An 18,013-nucleotide genomic window follows, 5' to 3' on the forward strand; every position below is an offset into this window, starting at 1 on the left:
TTATCCCTAAAGCTAAATATACTGGCTCCTTTGCTACCTCATTTCGCCGAATAGATAAATAAGTTCTTTAACTTCATCTTCAGTCACCTTTATTAACCGGGAAATGCTTTTCAGCCCTCCTTCTTTCAGGAAGTAGGAAGGCACGAAAAGTAAATCTCTGGTATAAAAACCATTTGCATAGTCTTCTTGCTCTTCTAAATAAATCCTTCTTTCTTCAAGCATAAGGTTTTCTAAAAGGTTTTTAATAAGATTGTTGACTTCTTGCTGAAAAAAGTCTAGAATTTCTTCTATAGGTTGTTTTGTTAAAGTTTTAGTTTTTTCTTTCACGGTAGCTTCCCCTCCTTTCTGGTAGTTTTGGTTATTATGCATTGGGGAAGCTACCATACCCTTCCCTTTCCCTCAAGTCTTTACACAATTAATGAGACACTACCAAATTTTTTCTAAGAGAGAAGATAATTTATTTCATTTCTGAAATTGTTTTGAGATCAGGAGGGTTAGGAGAGATTTTTTTTAGTAACCACACAGGATGAAATTTTCTTGATTTTTTTCAAAAAACTTTTAAAATTTTTTAAAAATTATTTTACAAAAATATGTAAACACTAAATAATTTTATGATTAAAGAAGGAGCAATAATTGAAGGTCCTTTTTGGCCAGAACCATTAGAAGTTAAAAAAATTGAGAAACTTGATGAAGGTTATCACATCATAGGTTCAACAATTCAATCACGAAAATATATTGATGATTTCATTCCTTGGGAGGATTTTTCAAAAATAAAAACAAAAGCTTTTGTTCTAAATTTTTCTGGTAAAGGTTCTGAAGCCTTTTTAACTCTTGAGGCTCTTCGTTTCCGTTATGCTTCTCTTTTTGACCCTCTTCTTGCTGTAAATATTTCTAAAGTAGACCCCTTACCTTTCCAAATTGAAGCTGTTTACGGTTATATTCTTAAGCTTCCTCACATAAGATTTTTAATTGCTGATGATCCTGGTGCTGGTAAAACAATTATGGCTGGGCTTATTATTAAAGAGCTCAAATTGAGAGGACTTGCCAAACGCATCTTGATAGTTGTTCCAGGTCATTTAAAAGACCAATGGCTTAGAGAAATGCAAGAACGTTTTCAAGAAACTTTTGTGGTTTTTGATAGACATTCTTTAAGGTCTCTTTATGGAGAAAATTTTCTACTTAAAGAAAACCAAGTTATAACTTCTATGGATTTTGCTAAACAAGAAGAAATTTTACCTTTATTTCAAACTGTTAATTGGGATCTTACTATAGTTGATGAAGCTCATAAAATGGCTGCATATAAATATGGAGAAGGAACTAAAAAGACCGAAAGGTATAAATTAGGAGAAGTATTATCAAAAACTTCAGTTTATTTACTTTTTCTTACTGCTACTCCTCATAAAGGAGATCCGGAAAACTTTAGACTACTCCTTGACTTATTAAAACCTGGATTTTTTGCTACATCAGAAATGGTAGAAAAATCTATCAATAATAAAGATAATCCACTTTTTATAAGGAGGCTTAAAGAAGATCTAAGAGATTTTGAAGGGAAACCCTTATTTACAAATCGTTATCCCAAAACCATTAAATTTAGGCTTTCTGATGAAGAAAAAAATCTTTACAATGAACTCTCAAGGTATGTTATTGAACAGTATAATAAAGCTTTAACTCTTGATAAAAAGAGAAATGTAGCTTTTGCCCTTTTAATTTTACAAAGAAGAATGGCTTCAAGCACTTATGCCCTTCTTAGATCCCTTGAAAGAAGAAAAAATAGACTTGAGGAACTACTTTCAGAACCAGATTTAAATGAGAGGATGCCTATCCTAAAAGATATAGAAGAAATTGAAGATTATCAAGAACAAGAAAGATGGGAAGAAGAAAAAAAATGGGAAACTTTAAGCTTAGCAAGAAATAAGAAAGAATTAAAAGAAGAAATAGAAACTATTAAAAGCTTGATTGAGAAAGCTAAGAAAATATTGGAAGAAGAAAATGAAGTTAAGCTTAATGAGCTAAAAAAGGCTATAGAAGAAGGATTTAAAGAAATAAGAAAAATAGGAGGAAATGAGAAAATTTTAATTTTTACAGAGTCAAGAGATACCTTAGAATATTTGGTAGAAAAAGTTAAATCCTGGGGTTATTCAGTTAACTATATACATGGTGGTATGAGCCTTCCTGAAAGGGTAAACGCAGAAAAAGTTTTTAGAGATAAAACTCAAATTATGGTTGCAACTGAAGCTGCAGGAGAAGGTATCAATTTACAGTTTTGTCACCTTATGATAAACTACGATATACCTTGGAATCCAAATAGACTTGAGCAAAGAATAGGAAGAATCCATAGATATGGACAGCAAAAGGATGTTTACATATTTAATCTTGTTGCAGTAGATACAAGAGAAGGTGAAGTATTAGCAAAACTTTTTGAAAAACTTGAGGAAATTAGAAACAAGCTTGGTAGTGACAGAGTTTTTGATGTTATCGGTGATGTATTCTTTGGAAAAAATCTTTATCAACTTATCTTAGAAGCTGTCTCTCAGGCACGGACATTAGATGAAATAATTCAAGAATTGGATATTAAGGTGGATGAAGAATATATCAAAAGAGTTAAAGAAGCCTTGGGTGAAAGCCTTGCTACAAAGTTTATAGACTATACAAGAATAAGAGAACTTTCTGAAAAGGCAAAAGAGAATAGACTTATTCCAGAATATGTAGAGGAATTTTTTAAAAAGGCTTTCCAAAGAGCAGGGGGAAGGTATCACATAAGAAAAGATGGTTTTATCAGTATTGAATCAATTCCATTTGAATTAAAAAGAATAGCAGAGAAGTTGAATTTAAGTCTTTCAACCTATCCTAAAGCAACCTTTGATAAAGAAAAGGCTTTTAAAAATCCAGATGCAGAGTTTATATCCTTTGGACATCCCTTGCTTGAAGCCTTGATAGAATGGGTTAATAAAAACTTCTTTAATAAACTACAAAAGGGAGCTATTTTTGAAGACCCAGAAGGAAGATATAATGGTATTATATGGTTTTTCGAAGGTGAAGTAAAAGATGGAAAAGGTGAAATAGCAGGTAAAAGAATTTTTGCTATATATGATGACGGAAAAGATTTTAGAGAAATAAACCCAGCTATTTTATGGGATTTAATTCCGGTTGACGAAGAAAATACTTCTTTATCTGTTGATGGCATTGAACAAAGAAAAGAGGAAGCCAAGAAGTTTTCACTTAAATTAATACAACTTTACCAAAAAGAAGTAGGAAATGAAAGGGAAAGACAAGCAGAAATAAAACGTAAATATGGCATTAAGTCTTTAGAATATTTCATAAGAAAATTGGACGAAGAACTTGTAGAACTCTTTGAAAGAGGTGAAAAGGGTGAGAAAGTGGATTTAGTTATAAGAAATAAAGAAGAAAGGAAAACTTATTATATGCAAGCTTTAGAAGAATTAAAAAAAGAAATAGAACAAGAAAAATCTCTATCCATTTCAATGCCGAGGTTTATTGGGGCAGTTTTAGTAAGACCTAAGATTGTTGACGAGATGATAAGCGATGAGGAGATAGAAAGGATTGGTATGGAGATTGCTATGGAATATGAGAGAAATCAGGGAAGAGAACCTGAAGATGTTTCAAGGGAGAATCTCGGTTTTGATATAAGGTCAAAAGGAAAGGATGAAATAAGGTATATAGAGGTTAAAGCAAGAAAAGATGAAGGTGATGTTGCTTTGACAGTTAACGAATGGTTAAAGGCAAAGAGATTTAAAGAAAATTATTGGCTGTATGTAGTTTGTAATGCAATTTCAAACCCTACACTTTACATAATAAACAACCCTGCAGAAAATTTAAAAACTAAAGAAAAAGTGGAAGTAGTTAGATTTATAGTCCCATTAGAAGAATGGAAGAAAAAGGGAGAAAGGGTATGAGCGAGAAAAAGAGTTTTATAGAAGTTTGTTTTCCAATAAAAGAGGTTAGCGAAGAATCTGCAAGAGAGAAAAACATAAGGCATGGACATATTTCAACCCTTCATATTTGGTGGGCAAGGCGTCCTCTTGCCTCATCAAGGGCAACCGCTTATGCCTCTCTAATTCCAGTTCCTGAAAGTGCTTCCGAAATTCAAAGAAAAAAGGAATTTATAATTCAACTTTCTAAGTGGGAAAATTCTTTAAACGAAAAACTTATCAAACAGGCAAGAGAAGACATTTTAAAAGCAAATGGTGGAAGACCTTTAAAAGTTTTAGACCCTTTTGCTGGCGGTGGTTCAATTCCTTTAGAGTGTTTAAGGCTTGGAATGGAAACACATGCCGTGGAATACAATCCAGTTGCAGTTCTAATTTTAAAGTGCACACTTGAGTATCCGCAGAAATATGGAAGACTAAGAAAAAACAGAGAAAATGAAGGATTGTTTAAAGCCGAAAAAGAAGAAAGTTCACTAATTGCAGATGTTAAAAGGTGGGGAGAATGGGTTTTAAAACTAGCAAAGGAGGAGATAGGAAAATTCTATCCACCTGATGAGGATGGCTCAATTCCTGTTGGTTACATATGGGCAAGGACAATTTCTTGTCAAAATCCATCATGTGGGGCTGAAATTCCACTTATGCGCCAGTTTTGGCTTGCAAAGAAAGAAAACAAGAAAATCTCTCTATTTCCTTATGTATTTGATAATAGAGTTGAATTTGCTATTATCCAACACGATGGAAAAGCCTGGAAGATTATTGAATCATCAATTCCTAATTTTAAACCAAACATCCCTTATGATTTTAAGCTAGAGAAAGGAACGGTTGCCCGAGCAATTGCAGAGTGTCCGGTTTGCGGTAGCATAGTTGATGACAACAAGGTAAGAAAGCTTTTTCAGGAAGGAAAGGCAGGGCAGAGAATGGTTGCTGTGGTCTTACACCATCCCCATAGACCAGGAAAAACTTACAGATTAGCAACTCAAAGAGACTTAAAAGCTTTCAAAGAAGCAGAAAGATACCTTGAAGAGAAAAGAGCAAAACTTATGGATGAATGGGGAATTGACCCTGTGCCGGATGAACCAATAACCCGTGTACCGGTAACTTTTGGCGTTATTAATGTGTGGGTTTATGGAATGCTAAAATGGGGCGACCTTTTCAATTCACGCCAAAAACTTGCGCTTATTACTTTCACAGAAAAGGTTCGTCTTGCTTATAATAAGATGATTGAAGAAGGATACGATAAGGAGTATGCAAAGGCGGTGGTGAGTTATTTGGCTATTACAGTTTCAAGAATGGCAGATTTTGAAACTTCTATGGCAGCCTGGCATCCTCAGTGGGAGTTTTCTACACATATATTTACAAGACAAGCCCTACCTATGAATTGGGATTACTCTGAACTTAATCCTTTTTCTCCAATTTTGACAGGAACCTGGAAAAGTATGTCCGGACAAATACAAGAAGTTCTCTCCCATCTTACCCAAATCCCACCGGTTGAGGTTTAAGAATAAGTATGGATAAGAAAACTGCAATTTTTAATTCTTTGATAGAAAAGCTCAAAGAATTCCCAGATGTTCTGGCTATCATTCTTTTTGGCTCATATGCAACTGGAAAGATGAAAGGGATTTCAGATGTCGATATTGCGGTAATTCTTGAAAGACAAAGCAAAGATTTAGAAGCTGATATAGGAAGTATGTATTCACCAGTCTTTGATGTTGTGCTTTTTCATCGCCTACCTTTACACATTCAGTTTGAAGTTTTAAAAACTGGAAAAGTGCTTTTTTGTAAAGACGAAAGAAAATTATTTGAGATAAGATTTAAAGTTCTTCATGAATATCTTGAAATGTCTAATACATACGAAAGAATTAAGAGAATGGTTTTAAAATGAGGATCATTGATCTTGTTATAAGGTTTGAGAATCATACGAATAATGCAAAATTTGTAGCAACTAAGGATATTTCTGATTATTTTGTTTACAATACACTGGCAATGGAGTCTTTTTATTATAGTTTTATAAAAAGGTAAAGGGAGAACAAAAATGAAAAAGCTTAATCTTCCAATGATTTTTCAAGCATCTGCTACTGAACTTCCTTATCCTGATAACTACTTTGATGCAGTTTTTACCGACCCACCTTATTATGATAATGTGCCTTACTCTTATCTTTCTGACTTTTTCTACGTTTGGTTAAAGAGAAGCATTGGAGACTTATATCCAGAGCTATTTTCTACACCTTTAACTCCTAAGTCAAAAGAAATAGTTGCTTATTCTCACAGTGAGGGTGGTTTTGAGGCAGGAAAGAGGTATTTTGAGGAAATGCTTGGAAAAGCTTTCCAAGAAATTTATAGAGTTTTAAAACCAAATGGCATAGCAGTAATTGTTTATACCCACAAGTCCACCGGTGGCTGGGAAACCCTTATAAATTCCCTTTTAGATTCGGGTTTAGTTCCTATAGCAAGCTGGCCTATTGATACAGAGATGAGATCAAGATTAAGGGCTCAAGATTCTGCTGCCCTTGCCTCATCAATTTACATTGTCTGCAGAAAAATGGAAAGAAAAGATGTAGGTTGGTTTAGTGAAGTAAAGGATGAGATTAGGAGGTATCTCAATGAAAAGCTTGATAAGCTTTGGCTTGAGGGTATTTCTGGGGCAGACTTCTTTATTGCTGGTATTGGGTCTGCAATTGAGGTCTTTGGAAAATACGAAAAGGTTATGGATTATGAGGGAAATGTTATAAGAGCTGAAAAGCTACTTGAATTTGTGCGGGAAGTGGTTACTGACTATGCAGTTCGGCAGATCTTACACAACGGCATCGCAGGTGAGCTCTCCCCGCTTACAAGATTTTATCTGCTTTGGAGATGGACATTTGGAGAAGCAAAAGTAGAATTCGATGAAGCAAGAAAGCTTGCACAAAGCATAGGTGTTAACTTAGAAAGAGAATGGAATAAGGGTTTTATTAAAAAAGATAAAAATTATATAAAAGTTTTGGGACCTCAGGAAAGAAGGATAGAAGAAATTGAAAGTTTAAGAGAAAAGGACTTGATTGATGTGCTTCATTATGTACTTTTACTATGGGGTCAAGGTAAAAGGGAAGAGATGAAAAAAGTTTTAAGTGAAAGTGGCTGGGGTAATAAAGAAGTTTTTTATAGAGTTGCTCAAGCCATATCCGAAACTCTTCCTTTAGACAGCAAAGAGAAGAGATTTCTTGATGGATTTTTATCTGGAAAAGATAAACTTATAATAGAAATAAACAACTTTCAAGAAAAACAAGGGAGGTTGTTTTAAATGAGACCTTTTATTACCATAGCACATCCCCATGAGGATGTGCTCAAAAATCAGCTTACAATGGATATTTTTGCTGCTGATTTATGGCAAGTTCATAAAGGTGAAGCTCCATTTGAGTATCAAGAGTGTAACGAATTTTTTAGAAAAACATATCTTACCAAAGGTATAGCTTATTTGATTGAAGTTGTTAAGAAAAGACTTGAAGGAAAAGGTGGAGACCCTGTAATTCAACTTCAAACTCCCTTTGGTGGTGGAAAAACTCATTCTTTGATAGCTCTTTATCACAAGGCTAAAACTGAGTTTAACGCTAATGTGGTAGTCTTATCTGGAACGGCCTTTGATCCAAAAGACACATTCCTTTGGGAAGAAATAGAAAAACAACTCACCGGAAAAGTGGTTTTTCTTAGAGGACAAATCTCTCCTGGAAAAGAAAAATTAAAAGCTCTGTTGGAAAAATATCAGCCGCTTTTAATCCTTATGGATGAAATTTTACAATATACTACCAAGGCAGATGGAATAAAAGTTGGAGATACAACCTTAGGCACTCAAACTGTTTCTTTTATGCAAGAGCTTACCGAAACCTTAGCTACTCTCCCCAAAGCTGTTTTGGTTTTTACTTTACCTTCCAGTTTGCTTGAACATTTTGATGATGTTGCTGAGAAGAGATTCCAACAATTACAGAAGGTTGTAGGAAGAATGGAAAAAGTGTTAACACCCGTAGAAGATGAGGAAGTAGCTCATGTTATTAGAAGAAGACTTTTTAAGTATGTTGATGAAAAATTAGCTGAAGAGACAATACAAGAATTTATTGATTATACGGAAAGGGAGGGTTTTTTACCTATAGATAAAATAATATATCGGGAAAGGTTTAAAGCAAGTTATCCCTTTCAGCCAGAAGTTATAGATGTCTTATACAAACGTTGGGGCTCTTTCACAACTTTTCAAAGGACAAGGGGAGTATTGAGATTACTTGCCTTAGTTGTCCAATCTCTGAAAAATTCTCAGAAACCTTTTATTAGACTTGGAGACTTTGACCTTAAAAATGAAGAAATAAGAAAAGAATTGGTTAAACATATTGGTCCAGAATATGATAGTGTTATAGCTGCTGACATTACGTCAATTGATTCAGGTGCAAAAAAGGTTGATACGTCTCTCGGTTCTTCTTATCTTTCTTATCAATTTGGCACAAGAGTAGCTACAGCAATCTTTATGTATTCCTTTTCTGGTGGGCAGGAAAGAGGAGCAACACAAAGAGAAATAAAACTTTCTTGTGCAGAAACTGGTATTCAAAGCAGTATAATTGTAGAAACCGTAGGAAAACTCAAAGATACGCTATTTTATCTATCAGATTCTGAAAGTCTTTTGTTTTTCACGAATAAACCCAATTTGAATCGCATTTTGCTTAATAAGATAGATGCAATAAGTGATACGGAACTTAAAGAGGAGGAAGAAAAATTAGTGCGTGAAGCTTTTAAGAAAACCGAACATTTTGATATCTACATTTGGCCTGAACAGCCAGTAGATGTCTCAGATACGGAAAAATTGAAGTTAATTGTGTTAAGAGACATTAACAGTGAAAAAATTAGAAAATTTATAGAAACCTATGGAGATAGACCAAGAATTTATCGGAATTCATTGATATTCTTATGTCCTTTAGAGTCTGAAAAAGTAAATTTCGAAAAAACTTTAAAAGAGAGACTTGCTTGGCAAAGAATAGAAAAGGACAAAACACTTGAATTGAGTACTGACCAAAAAGAAAAGGTGGAAAATAAAATCAATGAGACAGAAAAATATGTTAAAGAAAGAATAAGGTATGTTTACCGTATTGTTTATCTGCCACAAAAGGATGAACCTGAAAGAATGGATTTAGGTATCCCTACTTATGGAGCTAAAAAGATAATATCTGAAGAAATATACGAAAGATTAAGAGAAGAAGGAAAGATTATTGAAAAATTAAGTGCTCATTATCTGAAGGAGAAATACTTAAGAGAGAAAGCTTATGTAGAAACAAAGAATATTCTTGATTCATTTTATAAAACTCCCGGAGAAGTAAGAATAAAAGACAAAAGCGTGCTTATAAATGCTCTTAGAGAGGGAGTAAAACAAGGGATTTTTGGGCTTGGTTATTTAGAAAATGGGGAACCAGTTTGTAAATATATAAAAACTGATGTGGAACCTTATTTTGAAGAAAAGGAAGTTATTATTAATCCAGAATTATGCGTAGAAAGTAGAGAAGAAATTAGCCTTAAAACGAAAGAAGAAATTGCAATAGAATTTATAAAGCCGACTTTACCTGAATTTGAAAAGAAAGAGATTGTCAAAAAAGAAGAATTAGTTGAAGGAATAAAAAGACAAGTATCGCTACCAAAAATTAGTAAACTTTTGCTTAAATTCAATATTACTCCTGGTAAATTCTCTAACATTGTTAAAACAATAAACCTTATCAATGAAAAATTTGAAAGCGTCAATATAAAAATAGAGGTATCAGCTAAGCACGGAGAAATGCTTAAATCAGAATACGAAGACAAAATTATAGAAACAATAAAACAACTTGGCTTAGAAATAGAAGAAGAGAAATTAGATTGAGTTTTGAATAATTACCTAAAATAAAGGGAAGTAGATAATTGATTGAAGAACTTTTTGATAAAAAAGGATTTGAAAATATAAGAATTTTACCATGGAAGCCAGAAGACCTCATAGTGTCCCTTTTATTGTGTAAAAAATTTTCCGGGAAGGGCATGGTAGTTCCCCAATTCAATTTCATTAAACCCTCTTAACTTCCTTGAGTTTAACCTCTCATTCAGTTCTTTCAAGATTAAATATAACAACCTCTCAACAGAGCCTTCATCCGGAAATACTTCTATTACCTTTATCCTCCTTTTTATCTCTTTCGCTAACCCCCTTCCCTTCAGACCCAAATATCCAAAATCCAAGTATTTCTCTTCTCCCATCAGGCTTTATCCCTAAAGCTAAATATACTGGCTCCTTTGCTACCTCATTTCGCCGAATAGATAAATAAGTTCTTTAACTTCATCTTCAGTCACCTTTATTAACCGGGAAATGCTTTTCAGCCCTCCTTCTTTCAGGAAGTAGGAAGGCACGAAAAGTAAATCTCTGGTATAAAAACCGTTTGCATAGTCTTCTTGCTCTTCTAAATAAATCCTTCTTTCTTCAAGCATAAGGTTTTCTAAAAGGTTTTTAATAAGATTGTTGACTTCTTGCTGAAAAAAGTCTAGAAATTCTTCTATAGGTTGTTTTGTTAAAGTTTTAGTTTTTTCTTTCACGGTAGCTTCCCCTCCTTTCTGGTAGTTTTGGTTATTATGCATTGGGGAAGCTACCATACCCTTCCCTTTCCCTCAAGTCTTTACACAATTAATGAGACACTACCTCCTTGGCTCTGGTAAAAAACTTATTAAAGATATAAATTATGGATTGTAAAAATAAATATAGGATAAAATTGGAGGAAACAGATGGAAGTCCAGAAGAAAGAAAAGGTTTGGGAGATTGCTAGATTTATGAGAAACCAAGATAAGGTTGCTGTGTGGTTGCAGGTAGACTTGATAGACGTAGATTTTGGATATGCCTTAATAGGCATGAAGGTTAGAGAAGACATGCTTAATGCGGCTAAGGTTTGTCAAGGAGGTGCCCTTTTTTCTTTTGCAGATTTTGCTTTTGCCATTGCTTCAAACTCTCATGGAAAATTAGCTTTAGCCATTTCTTCTACCATTTACTTTACCTCTTCAGCCAAAGAGGGAGAGTATCTTTACGCTGAAGCCAAGGAGTTAAGCCTCACCAGGCGAACCGGGGTTTATGAGGTAAAGGTTTTCGAAAAAGAAACAGGACGGCTGATTGCCATGTTTACCGGACAGGTTTATCGAAAAGAGGAATATTTTTAGGGGTTTAAGATCTAAAAAAATGTTGTATATTTTAAAATAAGGCTATTGGGACCTGTGCGACGGATCCTGGTGAACCCCGCCAGGCCCGAAAGGGAGCAACGGTAGCCAGGCTCTCCGGGTGCCGCAGGTTTCCCAATAGCCCCTTTTTGGGATAAAAAGGAGGCGTGAGGGGGCTGGTGCCTCTCCCGGGCTTCAAACCCGGTGCACCCCCAAAAGGGGTGGGTGGGTTCAATTCCCATACGCCTCCGCCACCTTAATTTTATAAAATAAAATGCCCTTTTTGCTTAAAACCAGGTCTTACATCCTAAAACTAAAAATCCTTCTTGCTTTATTCTTAGGTTTTCTTTTATTGTTCCCTCCGCAGGTAGCCCAAGCCCTTATCTCGTTAGAAGAAGAAGACAAGATAGGTAAAGAGGTTTTGTTTGAGCTTACGAAAGAGGTAGAGTTTATAGATGACTTAGAATTAAACCTATATATTAATGCCATAGGAGAGGAGCTCAAAAAAAAGGGGCTAACCTTTTCTCCTTTTGATTTTAAGTTTTTTTTGATAAACAACCCCAGTTTTAATGCCTTTTCTGTACCTGGAGGATATATCTTTATTAATTCAGGTATTTTTAACAGTATTGAATCTGAAGACGAGCTTGCAGGTATTATGGCACATGAAATGGCCCATAACCTTGGTAGGCATATCGCAAGGAGGATAGAGGACATCAAAAAAATGCAAGTTCTGGTTACAGCGGCAACGTTAGCAGGAATTATACTGGGAGGGGAAAAGGCTGCCGCTTTAAGTCTGTCTTCTATGGCCATAGCTCAAACGAGACTTCTTGCTTACAGCAGGGCTGATGAAGAAGAGGCAGACAGGACCGGTTTTCAAATTTTAACCAAGGCTGGTTACAATCCTTGGGGCATGGCAACGGTGATGGAAAGGCTCTCTAAAAAAGGCAACCTGGCGATAGAGCTTGAGTATAGATATCTTTTAACCCACCCTTTGCCTCAAGAAAGAGTAGCCTATTTGATAAGCCTCGCTGAACGTTATACCACAGATAGGTCTCCTAAAAACCTAATAGCCGAAGACCCGAATTATTTTAAAAGATTACTGGTTAAAGCTCAAGTGTTTTCAAAAAAGAAGGATTTGGCATCCTTGATAACCAATCTAAAAGTAGAACTCAGCCAAAAAGAAGACCCTTGGACAAGATATACCTTAGCCTTAGCTTTAAAAGAACAGAGATATTTTAAGGATGCTTTGGTTGAATTGGTTAAGGCTTTACAAGGTCTTCCGTTTAAGCCTTATTTTCTCTTAGACTTAGCTGACATCTACTTAACCTCAGGAGAATATCTACAGGCCTTAAACGTGTTAAATCAAATACCACCTATTACCCCTTCAAAGCCTTATGAAACCCTTTATCTTACTAAACTGGATTATCTAAAGGCTTTAGCCTTAGCAGAAACTGGAGAACCTCAAAAAGCTTATAAACTTATGCAAAAGTTTCTAAGCCTTTCTTCCCTTAGCTATGACCCATACTTTTTTTATAACTTAGGAAAATTAGCTTCACAGTTAAACAAGATGGGAGAGGCTCATTTTTACTTTGCCAAACACTATCAACTTAAAGGTGATTTAAAGCCAGCGCTTTATCATTACGAAAAAGCCCTTTCCTTTTTACCTAAAACAGATAAAATGTATTTAGAAGTAGAAAAGGCTATAGCTCAGATAAAACACAAAAAATAGAGAGGTTGATTGATGGCAGAGAATTTTTCATCTATCAGAAAACATAGGATTAAAATCAAAAAGCCCATAAAAATTTTATATAAGGAAAAAATCGTCTGCCCCAATTGTCAAAACAATGAGGAATTCTACGAGGTAATCGAAAACGCAACCATCTTTATTTATTACCTACAGAACGAAGACGGCAGTTTAGAAGCTTTAGAAGAAGAGGTAGAGGTTATGGGACCGGTTAAGTTTTTCTGTGCTAACTGCAACACAGACCTTACCCATTTGCGGAATAAATAGACATGAGGCCTTACTATATAGTTTTAAGCTACCAAGCTTTTAGAAAGCATTTTTCTGAATTAAAAGAAGGAGACCTTATAGGAATAAGACTACCCCTAAAAAAAGAAGAACATGGGCTTATCATAGACCTTATTTACCGAAAGGTAGAGGCCTTTCCCTCTTTTTTGTCTCAACTTTTATGTAGTTCCAAAACCTTTCAGGCAGAAATATTAAAAGAGTTTATGCCTCCTTTTACTTTTGTCGTAAGAGACAAAAACACCCTCCTTGCAAGCCTTACTCAACTTGCTCAAAATAAAAATTTTGAAAAATTTATTACCAAGGATGACCAAACTAACTGCGGTTTAGGGATAAGGCTGTGGGGTTCGTTAGAAGAAATTTTTAACGTCGCAGGCACTCCGGTTTTACCTTTTCCCTTTGTATTACAACCTTTTTATCCTAACATCCGAGATGTACGGGTTATCATCTTAGGGGATCTTTATGTAGAAGCCTATGAGCGAGTAAACGACCTTAATTTTAGAAAAAACATCTTTTGGGGAGGAGTATCTATTCCCTATCGACTTTCAGAAGAAGAATTGTCCTTTTGCCAAAAGGTTATGGAAAGAGGAAAATTCCCTTACGCCCATCTTGATCTTATTTACATAGAGGAAAAAGGCCCTTATCTTTCAGAAATAAACCTTAAAGGGGGAATAAAGGGAGCTAAGATTTCAACCGAGCAGTATACCCAAATAATAAACAATCTCCATCAAAAATATTACTCTGAATGGGAAAAAAAATTCAACCCAATTTTATACCTCACCCCTTAAGCCTGTGTTTTAACCACGTAATATAGGTCTTACACATTTTTTAAATAAGTTGTCAAAAAATAAAAAAGAAGTATATTGTAAAGTTAAGATGAAAGGGCCTAATCGGAAGGGATATTTCGGAGGTTTTGGAGGGAGGTTTATTCCTGAAACCTTAATCCCTCTGCTTTATGATTTAGAAAAAGCCTATCTTAACCTAAAAAAAGAACCTTCTTTTTGGAAAGAGTGGAAATACCTTCTTCAAGAATATGCCGGTCGCCCAACACCTTTATATTATGCAGAAAATCTTTCTCGTTATCTTGGGGGTAAGGTTAAAGTATATCTTAAAAGAGAAGACCTCCTTCATACCGGTGCCCATAAGATAAACAACACCATCGGTCAGGTTCTTTTGGCTAAAAGATTGGGTAAAACTCGTATCATCGCTGAAACCGGAGCAGGACAACACGGGGTAGCCACTGCTACTGCCTGTGCCCTCTTAGGGTTAAAATGTGTAGTCTATATGGGGGCTAAAGACACAGAAAGACAAAAATTAAACGTCTTTAGGATGAGACTTTTAGGGGCTGAGGTAGTTCCTGTCTATTCTGGTACTCAAACCTTAAAAGATGCCATAAACGAAGCTTTAAGAGATTGGGTTACAAACGTAGACTCTACCCTTTATGTAATAGGTTCAGTAGTAGGTCCTCATCCTTATCCGATGATAGTAAGGGATTTCCAAAGTATTATAGGAAACGAAATAAAAAAACAAATACTTAAAAAAGAAGGCCGTCTCCCAGATATTGTGCTTGCCTGTGTAGGGGGCGGTTCTAACGCGATGGGGACTTTTTATCCCTTTAGGTTTGATACTCAGGTAAGGCTTATCGGAGTTGAAGCCGCAGGAAAAGGGTTAAACACAGACCATCATTCAGCTACTCTAGCCGTAGGAGAACCCGGTGTTTTACATGGAATGCTTACCTATCTTCTCCAAGACAAGGTAGGACAGATAAAAGGAGCTCACTCTGTAGCCCCCGGGCTTGATTATCCAGGTGTAGGGCCAGAACATGCTTATTTTAAAGAATCTGGGCGGGCTGAATATGTGTCAGTTACCGATGATGAAGCCCTTGAGGCCTTTCAACTTCTTTCTGAAAAAGAGGGAATTATTCCTGCCCTTGAGTCTGCCCATGCGGTAGCTTATCTACTAAAAATCGCTAAAGACCTTCCCCAAGGTTCTATAGTAGTAATAACCCTTTCTGGAAGAGGAGATAAAGACGTAGCCTCAGTAAAGGAATACTTAGAGGAAGCGCACGCCCTATGAAAAAAAATGCCTTAGCCATAAAAAAGGCTATAGATAGGCTCAAAGCTAAAGGTGAAGTAGCCCTTATTCCTTATATATGTTGCTGGGACCCTGATCTTGAAACTACTGAGGCTATACTCTGGGAGCTCGCAGAGGTTGAGCCAGTCTGCGTTGAGTTAGGATTCCCTTTTTCAGACCCTGTAGCCGATGGTCCAACCATTCAAAAAGCCATCATCCGTGCACTCGACCATCAGCCTACTTTTGAAGCCTATTTTGAGTTTATCGCAAGACTCAACCAAAAAGGTTTTCCTTTCCCGATAGTCTGCATGACCTATTATAATATTATTTTTCGTTTTGGCCTTGAAAAAACAGTAGACTATGCACTGCAATCAGGACTTGCTGGGTTTATCATCCCTGATTTACCGATAGAAGAAGCTAAACCTTGGCTAAAAGTTAATCAGGGGAAAGGACTGGCAACCATATTTCTTGCTACTCCTACCTCTTCAGAAGAACGTATAAAAAAAATCGTAAAATATACCAAAGGTTTTCTTTACTATGTTTCTATAACCGGAATAACCGGAGCCAGGGATACTCTTCCAGAAGATTTAGCAGATAGATTAAAAAAGGCAAGACAAATCTGCGGAGAGAACCTACCTTTAGCAGTAGGTTTTGGGATCTCTAAAAAGGAACAGATTAAACTTCTTTATCCTTTCGCAGACGCCTTTATAATAGGTAGTGCTATCGTAAAAATCGTCGAAGAAAAAGGAAAAAACTCTCCTAAACAGATAAAAGCCTTTCTCAAAAGTTTGAAAGACTTGTAACATGTCTGTGTTGACCGTTAAAACTAAACCACCCTACCAAATCCTCATCAAACCTCAGGTTTTTGATAAAATAGCCGAGGACTTAAAAGACTCACTAATTTTTGGTAAAGTAGCGATTATTACCGACGATAGAGTAAAATCTCTTTACGGAGAAAAACTTTTATCCCAGTTAGAAAAAGCTAACGTTAAAGCCGAACTTTTTTCTTTTCCGGCAGGTGAGAAGTCTAAAAACATAGAAACGGTGGTCTCTTTAGCCAGAAAACTTATACAAAATAGGTTTGACAGAAAAGACCTCCTTATAGCCTTAGGAGGCGGAGTAGTAGGAGACATTACAGGGTTTCTTGCAAGTATCTACCTCAGAGGCATAAAATATGTGCAGGTACCAACCACGCTTCTTTCTCAGGTAGATTCTTCAGTAGGAGGGAAAACCGGGGTCGACCTGCCAGAAGGTAAAAATCTTATTGGGACATTTTATCAACCTGCTAAGGTCTATATAGACCCTTTAGTTTTAAAAACCTTGCCTAAGAAAGAAATCCAAAACGGGCTTGCCGAAGTAATAAAATACGGCTGCATTTTAAAAAAAAATTTGTTTAATTTTATAGCCCGTAAAGGAGAAACCCTTTTTGAACTTCCTCCAGAAGACCTTCAGTATATTATTTATGAAAGCTGTAAAATTAAAGCTTATGTGGTAGCTAAAGACGAAAAAGAAGCTGGGTTAAGACGGGTTTTAAACTTTGGTCATACTATAGGGCATGCCATAGAAACAGAGTTAAACTACTCTATCCCCCATGGATTGGCGGTAGCTATCGGAATGTTGGTTGAAGCCAGAGTTTCAGAAACTCTCGGCATAGCAGAAAAAGAGGTTTTTTACCCTATAAAAAAACTTTTAGCTAAACTCTCTTATCCTTTAAAACTTCCCTCTTCTGTTTCTCCAGAGAAATTGATTAACCATCTTTCTAAAGATAAAAAGATAGCCCAAGGGAAACTAACCATAGTCCTTCTTAAACGGATAGGGAAGTTTTTTTTCTATGAAGACCCTCCTTTTCCTAAAATTCTTGAAGTTTTAGAAGAATTAAGTTAAAATTGTAAAAAAAATATAAAAAATAATGAGGTTCCTATGGAGGAAGCCACAACTAAAACAGAAGTTGGTCAAATAGGCTTTTATAAGCTTTGTGCCTCAGGCAATGATTTTATCGTCATTTTAAACTTTTCCCAAGACATAACCCCAGAACAAGGAAGTGAGCTTGCCAAAAAATTATGTCGTTCTAAATTTTCAGTATCTGCAGACGGTCTTATTTTGATTGAGAGACCTTCTAACCCACAGGCTAAGTTTGCCTGGAGGTTTTATAACTCAGACGGTAGCGAAGCAGAAATGTGTGGTAATGGAGCAAGATGTGTGGCAAGACTGGTAACTGAACTTGGGCTTTTCGAAAGTCCTTTTTATTTTGAGACCAAAGCTGGGCTTATCTATGCTGAGGTTAAAGGAAAGCGCGTAAAAGTAGCCCTTACTTCTCCTAAGGATTTAAAGTTAAACCTTGTACTCAGGACTGATTATGATTGGTTTTTAGCTCATTTTGTAAACACCGGTGTCCCACATACAGTTATCTTTTGGGAAGACATAGAAAACGCCCCTGTAAACAAAATCGGACCTAAAATAAGATATCATGAGGCTTTTAGTCCTGCGGGAACCAACGTAAATTTTATTAACATCGTAGAAAAGGAAGGAAAAAAGGTTATACAAATAAGGACTTATGAACGAGGTGTAGAAGGAGAAACCCTGGCCTGTGGCACCGGTTCTGCGGCTTCAGCTTACATCGCCTATAAACTTGGGTTGGTTACCTCTCCGGTAAACGTCCTTACTCGAGGTGGAGAAATCCTTACGGTTTACATAGAAGAAAAAGAAAATAAAATTTACTTAGAAGGGGATACCCTGTTTGTGTTTAAAGGTGTAACTTTAGAAGATGCGTTAAAATAAAAATTGCAGGAGGGAACCT

The 18,013-nt window shown here is 35.9% G+C and carries 16 protein-coding genes, 1 tRNA gene, 1 other RNA gene and 2 pseudogenes; 15 read left to right on the forward strand and 5 right to left on the reverse strand.

The features are described from left to right. Position 1: 1 nt before the first annotated feature. Together F1847_RS09580 and F1847_RS08670 are read right to left on the reverse strand one after the other, a co-directional pair. Positions 2-52: pseudogene (locus F1847_RS09580) on the reverse strand (hypothetical protein); the annotation flags it as partial. Continuing rightward, positions 34-384, reverse strand: a complete 351-nt coding sequence (locus F1847_RS08670; protein ID WP_150072655.1) for a hypothetical protein — start codon at positions 382-384, stop codon at positions 34-36. The pseudogene F1847_RS09580 and the gene F1847_RS08670, both read right to left, overlap by 19 nt. Positions 385-611: 227 nt before the next feature. Here F1847_RS08670 and F1847_RS08675 point away from each other — a divergent pair, with 227 nt between their 5' ends. From F1847_RS08675 to F1847_RS08695, 5 genes are all read left to right on the forward strand, one after another. After that, positions 612-3,914 carry a helicase-related protein gene (locus F1847_RS08675; RefSeq protein WP_150072656.1) on the forward strand — a complete coding sequence of 1,101 codons (3,303 nt, stop codon included), beginning with the start codon at positions 612-614 and terminating at the stop codon, positions 3,912-3,914. After that, the gene (locus tag F1847_RS08680) at positions 3,911-5,446 is read left to right on the forward strand and encodes a DUF1156 domain-containing protein (protein ID WP_150072657.1); all 1,536 of its coding nucleotides are present in this window, start codon (positions 3,911-3,913) and stop codon (positions 5,444-5,446) included. Before F1847_RS08675 ends, F1847_RS08680 begins: the two co-directional genes overlap by 4 nt. Before the next feature lie 8 nt (positions 5,447-5,454). Next, positions 5,455-5,829 (forward strand): nucleotidyltransferase domain-containing protein, encoded by a 375-nt coding sequence (locus F1847_RS08685; protein ID WP_150072658.1) that lies wholly within the window; start codon positions 5,455-5,457, stop codon positions 5,827-5,829. Positions 5,830-5,979: 150 nt separating this feature from the next. Next, entirely contained in the window at positions 5,980-7,224 is a 1,245-nt protein-coding gene (locus tag F1847_RS08690) for a DUF1156 domain-containing protein (RefSeq protein ID WP_206202405.1), read from the forward strand. Beyond that, positions 7,225-9,810 (forward strand): ATP-binding protein, encoded by a 2,586-nt coding sequence (locus F1847_RS08695; RefSeq protein ID WP_150072659.1) that lies wholly within the window; start codon positions 7,225-7,227, stop codon positions 9,808-9,810. Positions 9,811-9,932: 122 nt separating this feature from the next. On the opposite strand, the gene F1847_RS08700 is transcribed toward F1847_RS08695, so the two are convergent. The 3 genes and pseudogenes from F1847_RS08700 to F1847_RS08710 form a co-directional block, all read right to left on the reverse strand. Then, on the reverse strand, positions 9,933-10,175 hold the full coding sequence (locus F1847_RS08700; protein WP_150072660.1) for a transposase: 243 nt from the start codon (positions 10,173-10,175) through the stop codon (positions 9,933-9,935). Between the two features lie 7 nt (positions 10,176-10,182). Then, positions 10,183-10,233: pseudogene (locus F1847_RS09585) on the reverse strand (hypothetical protein); the annotation flags it as partial. Beyond that, complete coding sequence (locus tag F1847_RS08710; RefSeq protein ID WP_150072661.1) at positions 10,215-10,565, reverse strand: hypothetical protein; 351 nt, start codon at positions 10,563-10,565, stop codon at positions 10,215-10,217. The gene F1847_RS08710 and the pseudogene F1847_RS09585, both read right to left, overlap by 19 nt. A 129-nt stretch (positions 10,566-10,694) precedes the next feature. On the opposite strand from F1847_RS08710, the gene F1847_RS08715 reads away from it, so the two are divergent. The 10 genes from F1847_RS08715 (at position 10,695) to dapF (ending at position 17,994) form a co-directional block, all read left to right on the forward strand. Continuing rightward, complete coding sequence (locus F1847_RS08715) at positions 10,695-11,120, forward strand: hotdog fold thioesterase (protein ID WP_150072662.1); 426 nt, start codon at positions 10,695-10,697, stop codon at positions 11,118-11,120. 43 nt (positions 11,121-11,163) lie between these two features. Continuing rightward, positions 11,164-11,261, forward strand: an RNA gene (gene ffs / locus F1847_RS08720) — signal recognition particle sRNA small type. 17 nt (positions 11,262-11,278) lie between these two features. Next, positions 11,279-11,371, forward strand: a tRNA-Sec gene (locus tag F1847_RS08725). 29 nt (positions 11,372-11,400) lie between these two features. Next, complete coding sequence (locus tag F1847_RS08730; RefSeq protein WP_168194314.1) at positions 11,401-12,846, forward strand: M48 family metalloprotease; 1,446 nt, start codon at positions 11,401-11,403, stop codon at positions 12,844-12,846. A 12-nt stretch (positions 12,847-12,858) separates the two neighbouring features. After that, positions 12,859-13,128: a hypothetical protein gene (locus F1847_RS08735; RefSeq protein WP_206202406.1), complete on the forward strand. Its 270-nt coding sequence runs from the start codon at positions 12,859-12,861 to the stop codon at positions 13,126-13,128. A gap of 2 nt (positions 13,129-13,130) precedes the next feature. Further along, the gene (locus F1847_RS08740; protein WP_150072664.1) at positions 13,131-13,931 is read left to right on the forward strand and encodes a RimK family alpha-L-glutamate ligase; all 801 of its coding nucleotides are present in this window, start codon (positions 13,131-13,133) and stop codon (positions 13,929-13,931) included. An 88-nt stretch (positions 13,932-14,019) separates the two neighbouring features. Continuing rightward, on the forward strand, positions 14,020-15,219 hold the full coding sequence (trpB, locus tag F1847_RS08745; RefSeq protein WP_150072665.1) for a tryptophan synthase subunit beta: 1,200 nt from the start codon (positions 14,020-14,022) through the stop codon (positions 15,217-15,219). Further along, positions 15,216-16,019, forward strand: a complete 804-nt coding sequence (gene trpA / locus F1847_RS08750) for a tryptophan synthase subunit alpha (RefSeq protein WP_150072666.1) — start codon at positions 15,216-15,218, stop codon at positions 16,017-16,019. The genes trpB and trpA overlap by 4 nt, the downstream gene beginning before the upstream one ends. 1 nt (position 16,020) lies before the next feature. Further along, entirely contained in the window at positions 16,021-17,100 is a 1,080-nt protein-coding gene (gene aroB, locus F1847_RS08755) for a 3-dehydroquinate synthase (RefSeq protein ID WP_150072667.1), read from the forward strand. 36 nt (positions 17,101-17,136) lie between these two features. Continuing rightward, complete coding sequence (dapF, locus tag F1847_RS08760; protein WP_150072668.1) at positions 17,137-17,994, forward strand: diaminopimelate epimerase; 858 nt, start codon at positions 17,137-17,139, stop codon at positions 17,992-17,994. Positions 17,995-18,013: the final 19 nt, after the last annotated feature.

It is taken from the genome of Thermodesulfobacterium sp. TA1 (assembly GCF_008630935.1).
Classification (GTDB): Bacteria; Desulfobacterota; Thermodesulfobacteria; order Thermodesulfobacteriales; family Thermodesulfobacteriaceae; genus Thermodesulfobacterium.

Excerpts from the sequence above, each read along its gene's own strand:
- F1847_RS08685 (WP_150072658.1), top strand. The coding sequence starts at position 5,455 with ATGGATAAGAAAACTGCAATTTTTAATTCTTTGATAGAAAAGCTCAAA.
- F1847_RS08675 (WP_150072656.1), top strand. The coding sequence starts at position 612 with ATGATTAAAGAAGGAGCAATAATTGAAGGTCCTTTTTGGCCAGAACCA.
- trpB (WP_150072665.1), top strand. The coding sequence starts at position 14,020 with ATGAAAGGGCCTAATCGGAAGGGATATTTCGGAGGTTTTGGAGGGAGG.
- F1847_RS08690 (WP_206202405.1), top strand. The coding sequence starts at position 5,980 with ATGAAAAAGCTTAATCTTCCAATGATTTTTCAAGCATCTGCTACTGAA.
- F1847_RS08715 (WP_150072662.1), top strand. The coding sequence starts at position 10,695 with ATGGAAGTCCAGAAGAAAGAAAAGGTTTGGGAGATTGCTAGATTTATG.
- F1847_RS08740 (WP_150072664.1), top strand. The coding sequence starts at position 13,131 with ATGAGGCCTTACTATATAGTTTTAAGCTACCAAGCTTTTAGAAAGCAT.
- trpA (WP_150072666.1), top strand. The coding sequence starts at position 15,216 with ATGAAAAAAAATGCCTTAGCCATAAAAAAGGCTATAGATAGGCTCAAA.
- F1847_RS08710 (WP_150072661.1), bottom strand. The coding sequence starts at position 10,565 with ATGGTAGCTTCCCCAATGCATAATAACCAAAACTACCAGAAAGGAGGG.
- F1847_RS08680 (WP_150072657.1), top strand. The coding sequence starts at position 3,911 with ATGAGCGAGAAAAAGAGTTTTATAGAAGTTTGTTTTCCAATAAAAGAG.
- F1847_RS08695 (WP_150072659.1), top strand. The coding sequence starts at position 7,225 with ATGAGACCTTTTATTACCATAGCACATCCCCATGAGGATGTGCTCAAA.
- F1847_RS08670 (WP_150072655.1), bottom strand. The coding sequence starts at position 384 with ATGGTAGCTTCCCCAATGCATAATAACCAAAACTACCAGAAAGGAGGG.
- dapF (WP_150072668.1), top strand. The coding sequence starts at position 17,137 with ATGGAGGAAGCCACAACTAAAACAGAAGTTGGTCAAATAGGCTTTTAT.
- aroB (WP_150072667.1), top strand. The coding sequence starts at position 16,021 with ATGTCTGTGTTGACCGTTAAAACTAAACCACCCTACCAAATCCTCATC.
- F1847_RS08700 (WP_150072660.1), bottom strand. The coding sequence starts at position 10,175 with ATGGGAGAAGAGAAATACTTGGATTTTGGATATTTGGGTCTGAAGGGA.
- F1847_RS08735 (WP_206202406.1), top strand. The coding sequence starts at position 12,859 with ATGGCAGAGAATTTTTCATCTATCAGAAAACATAGGATTAAAATCAAA.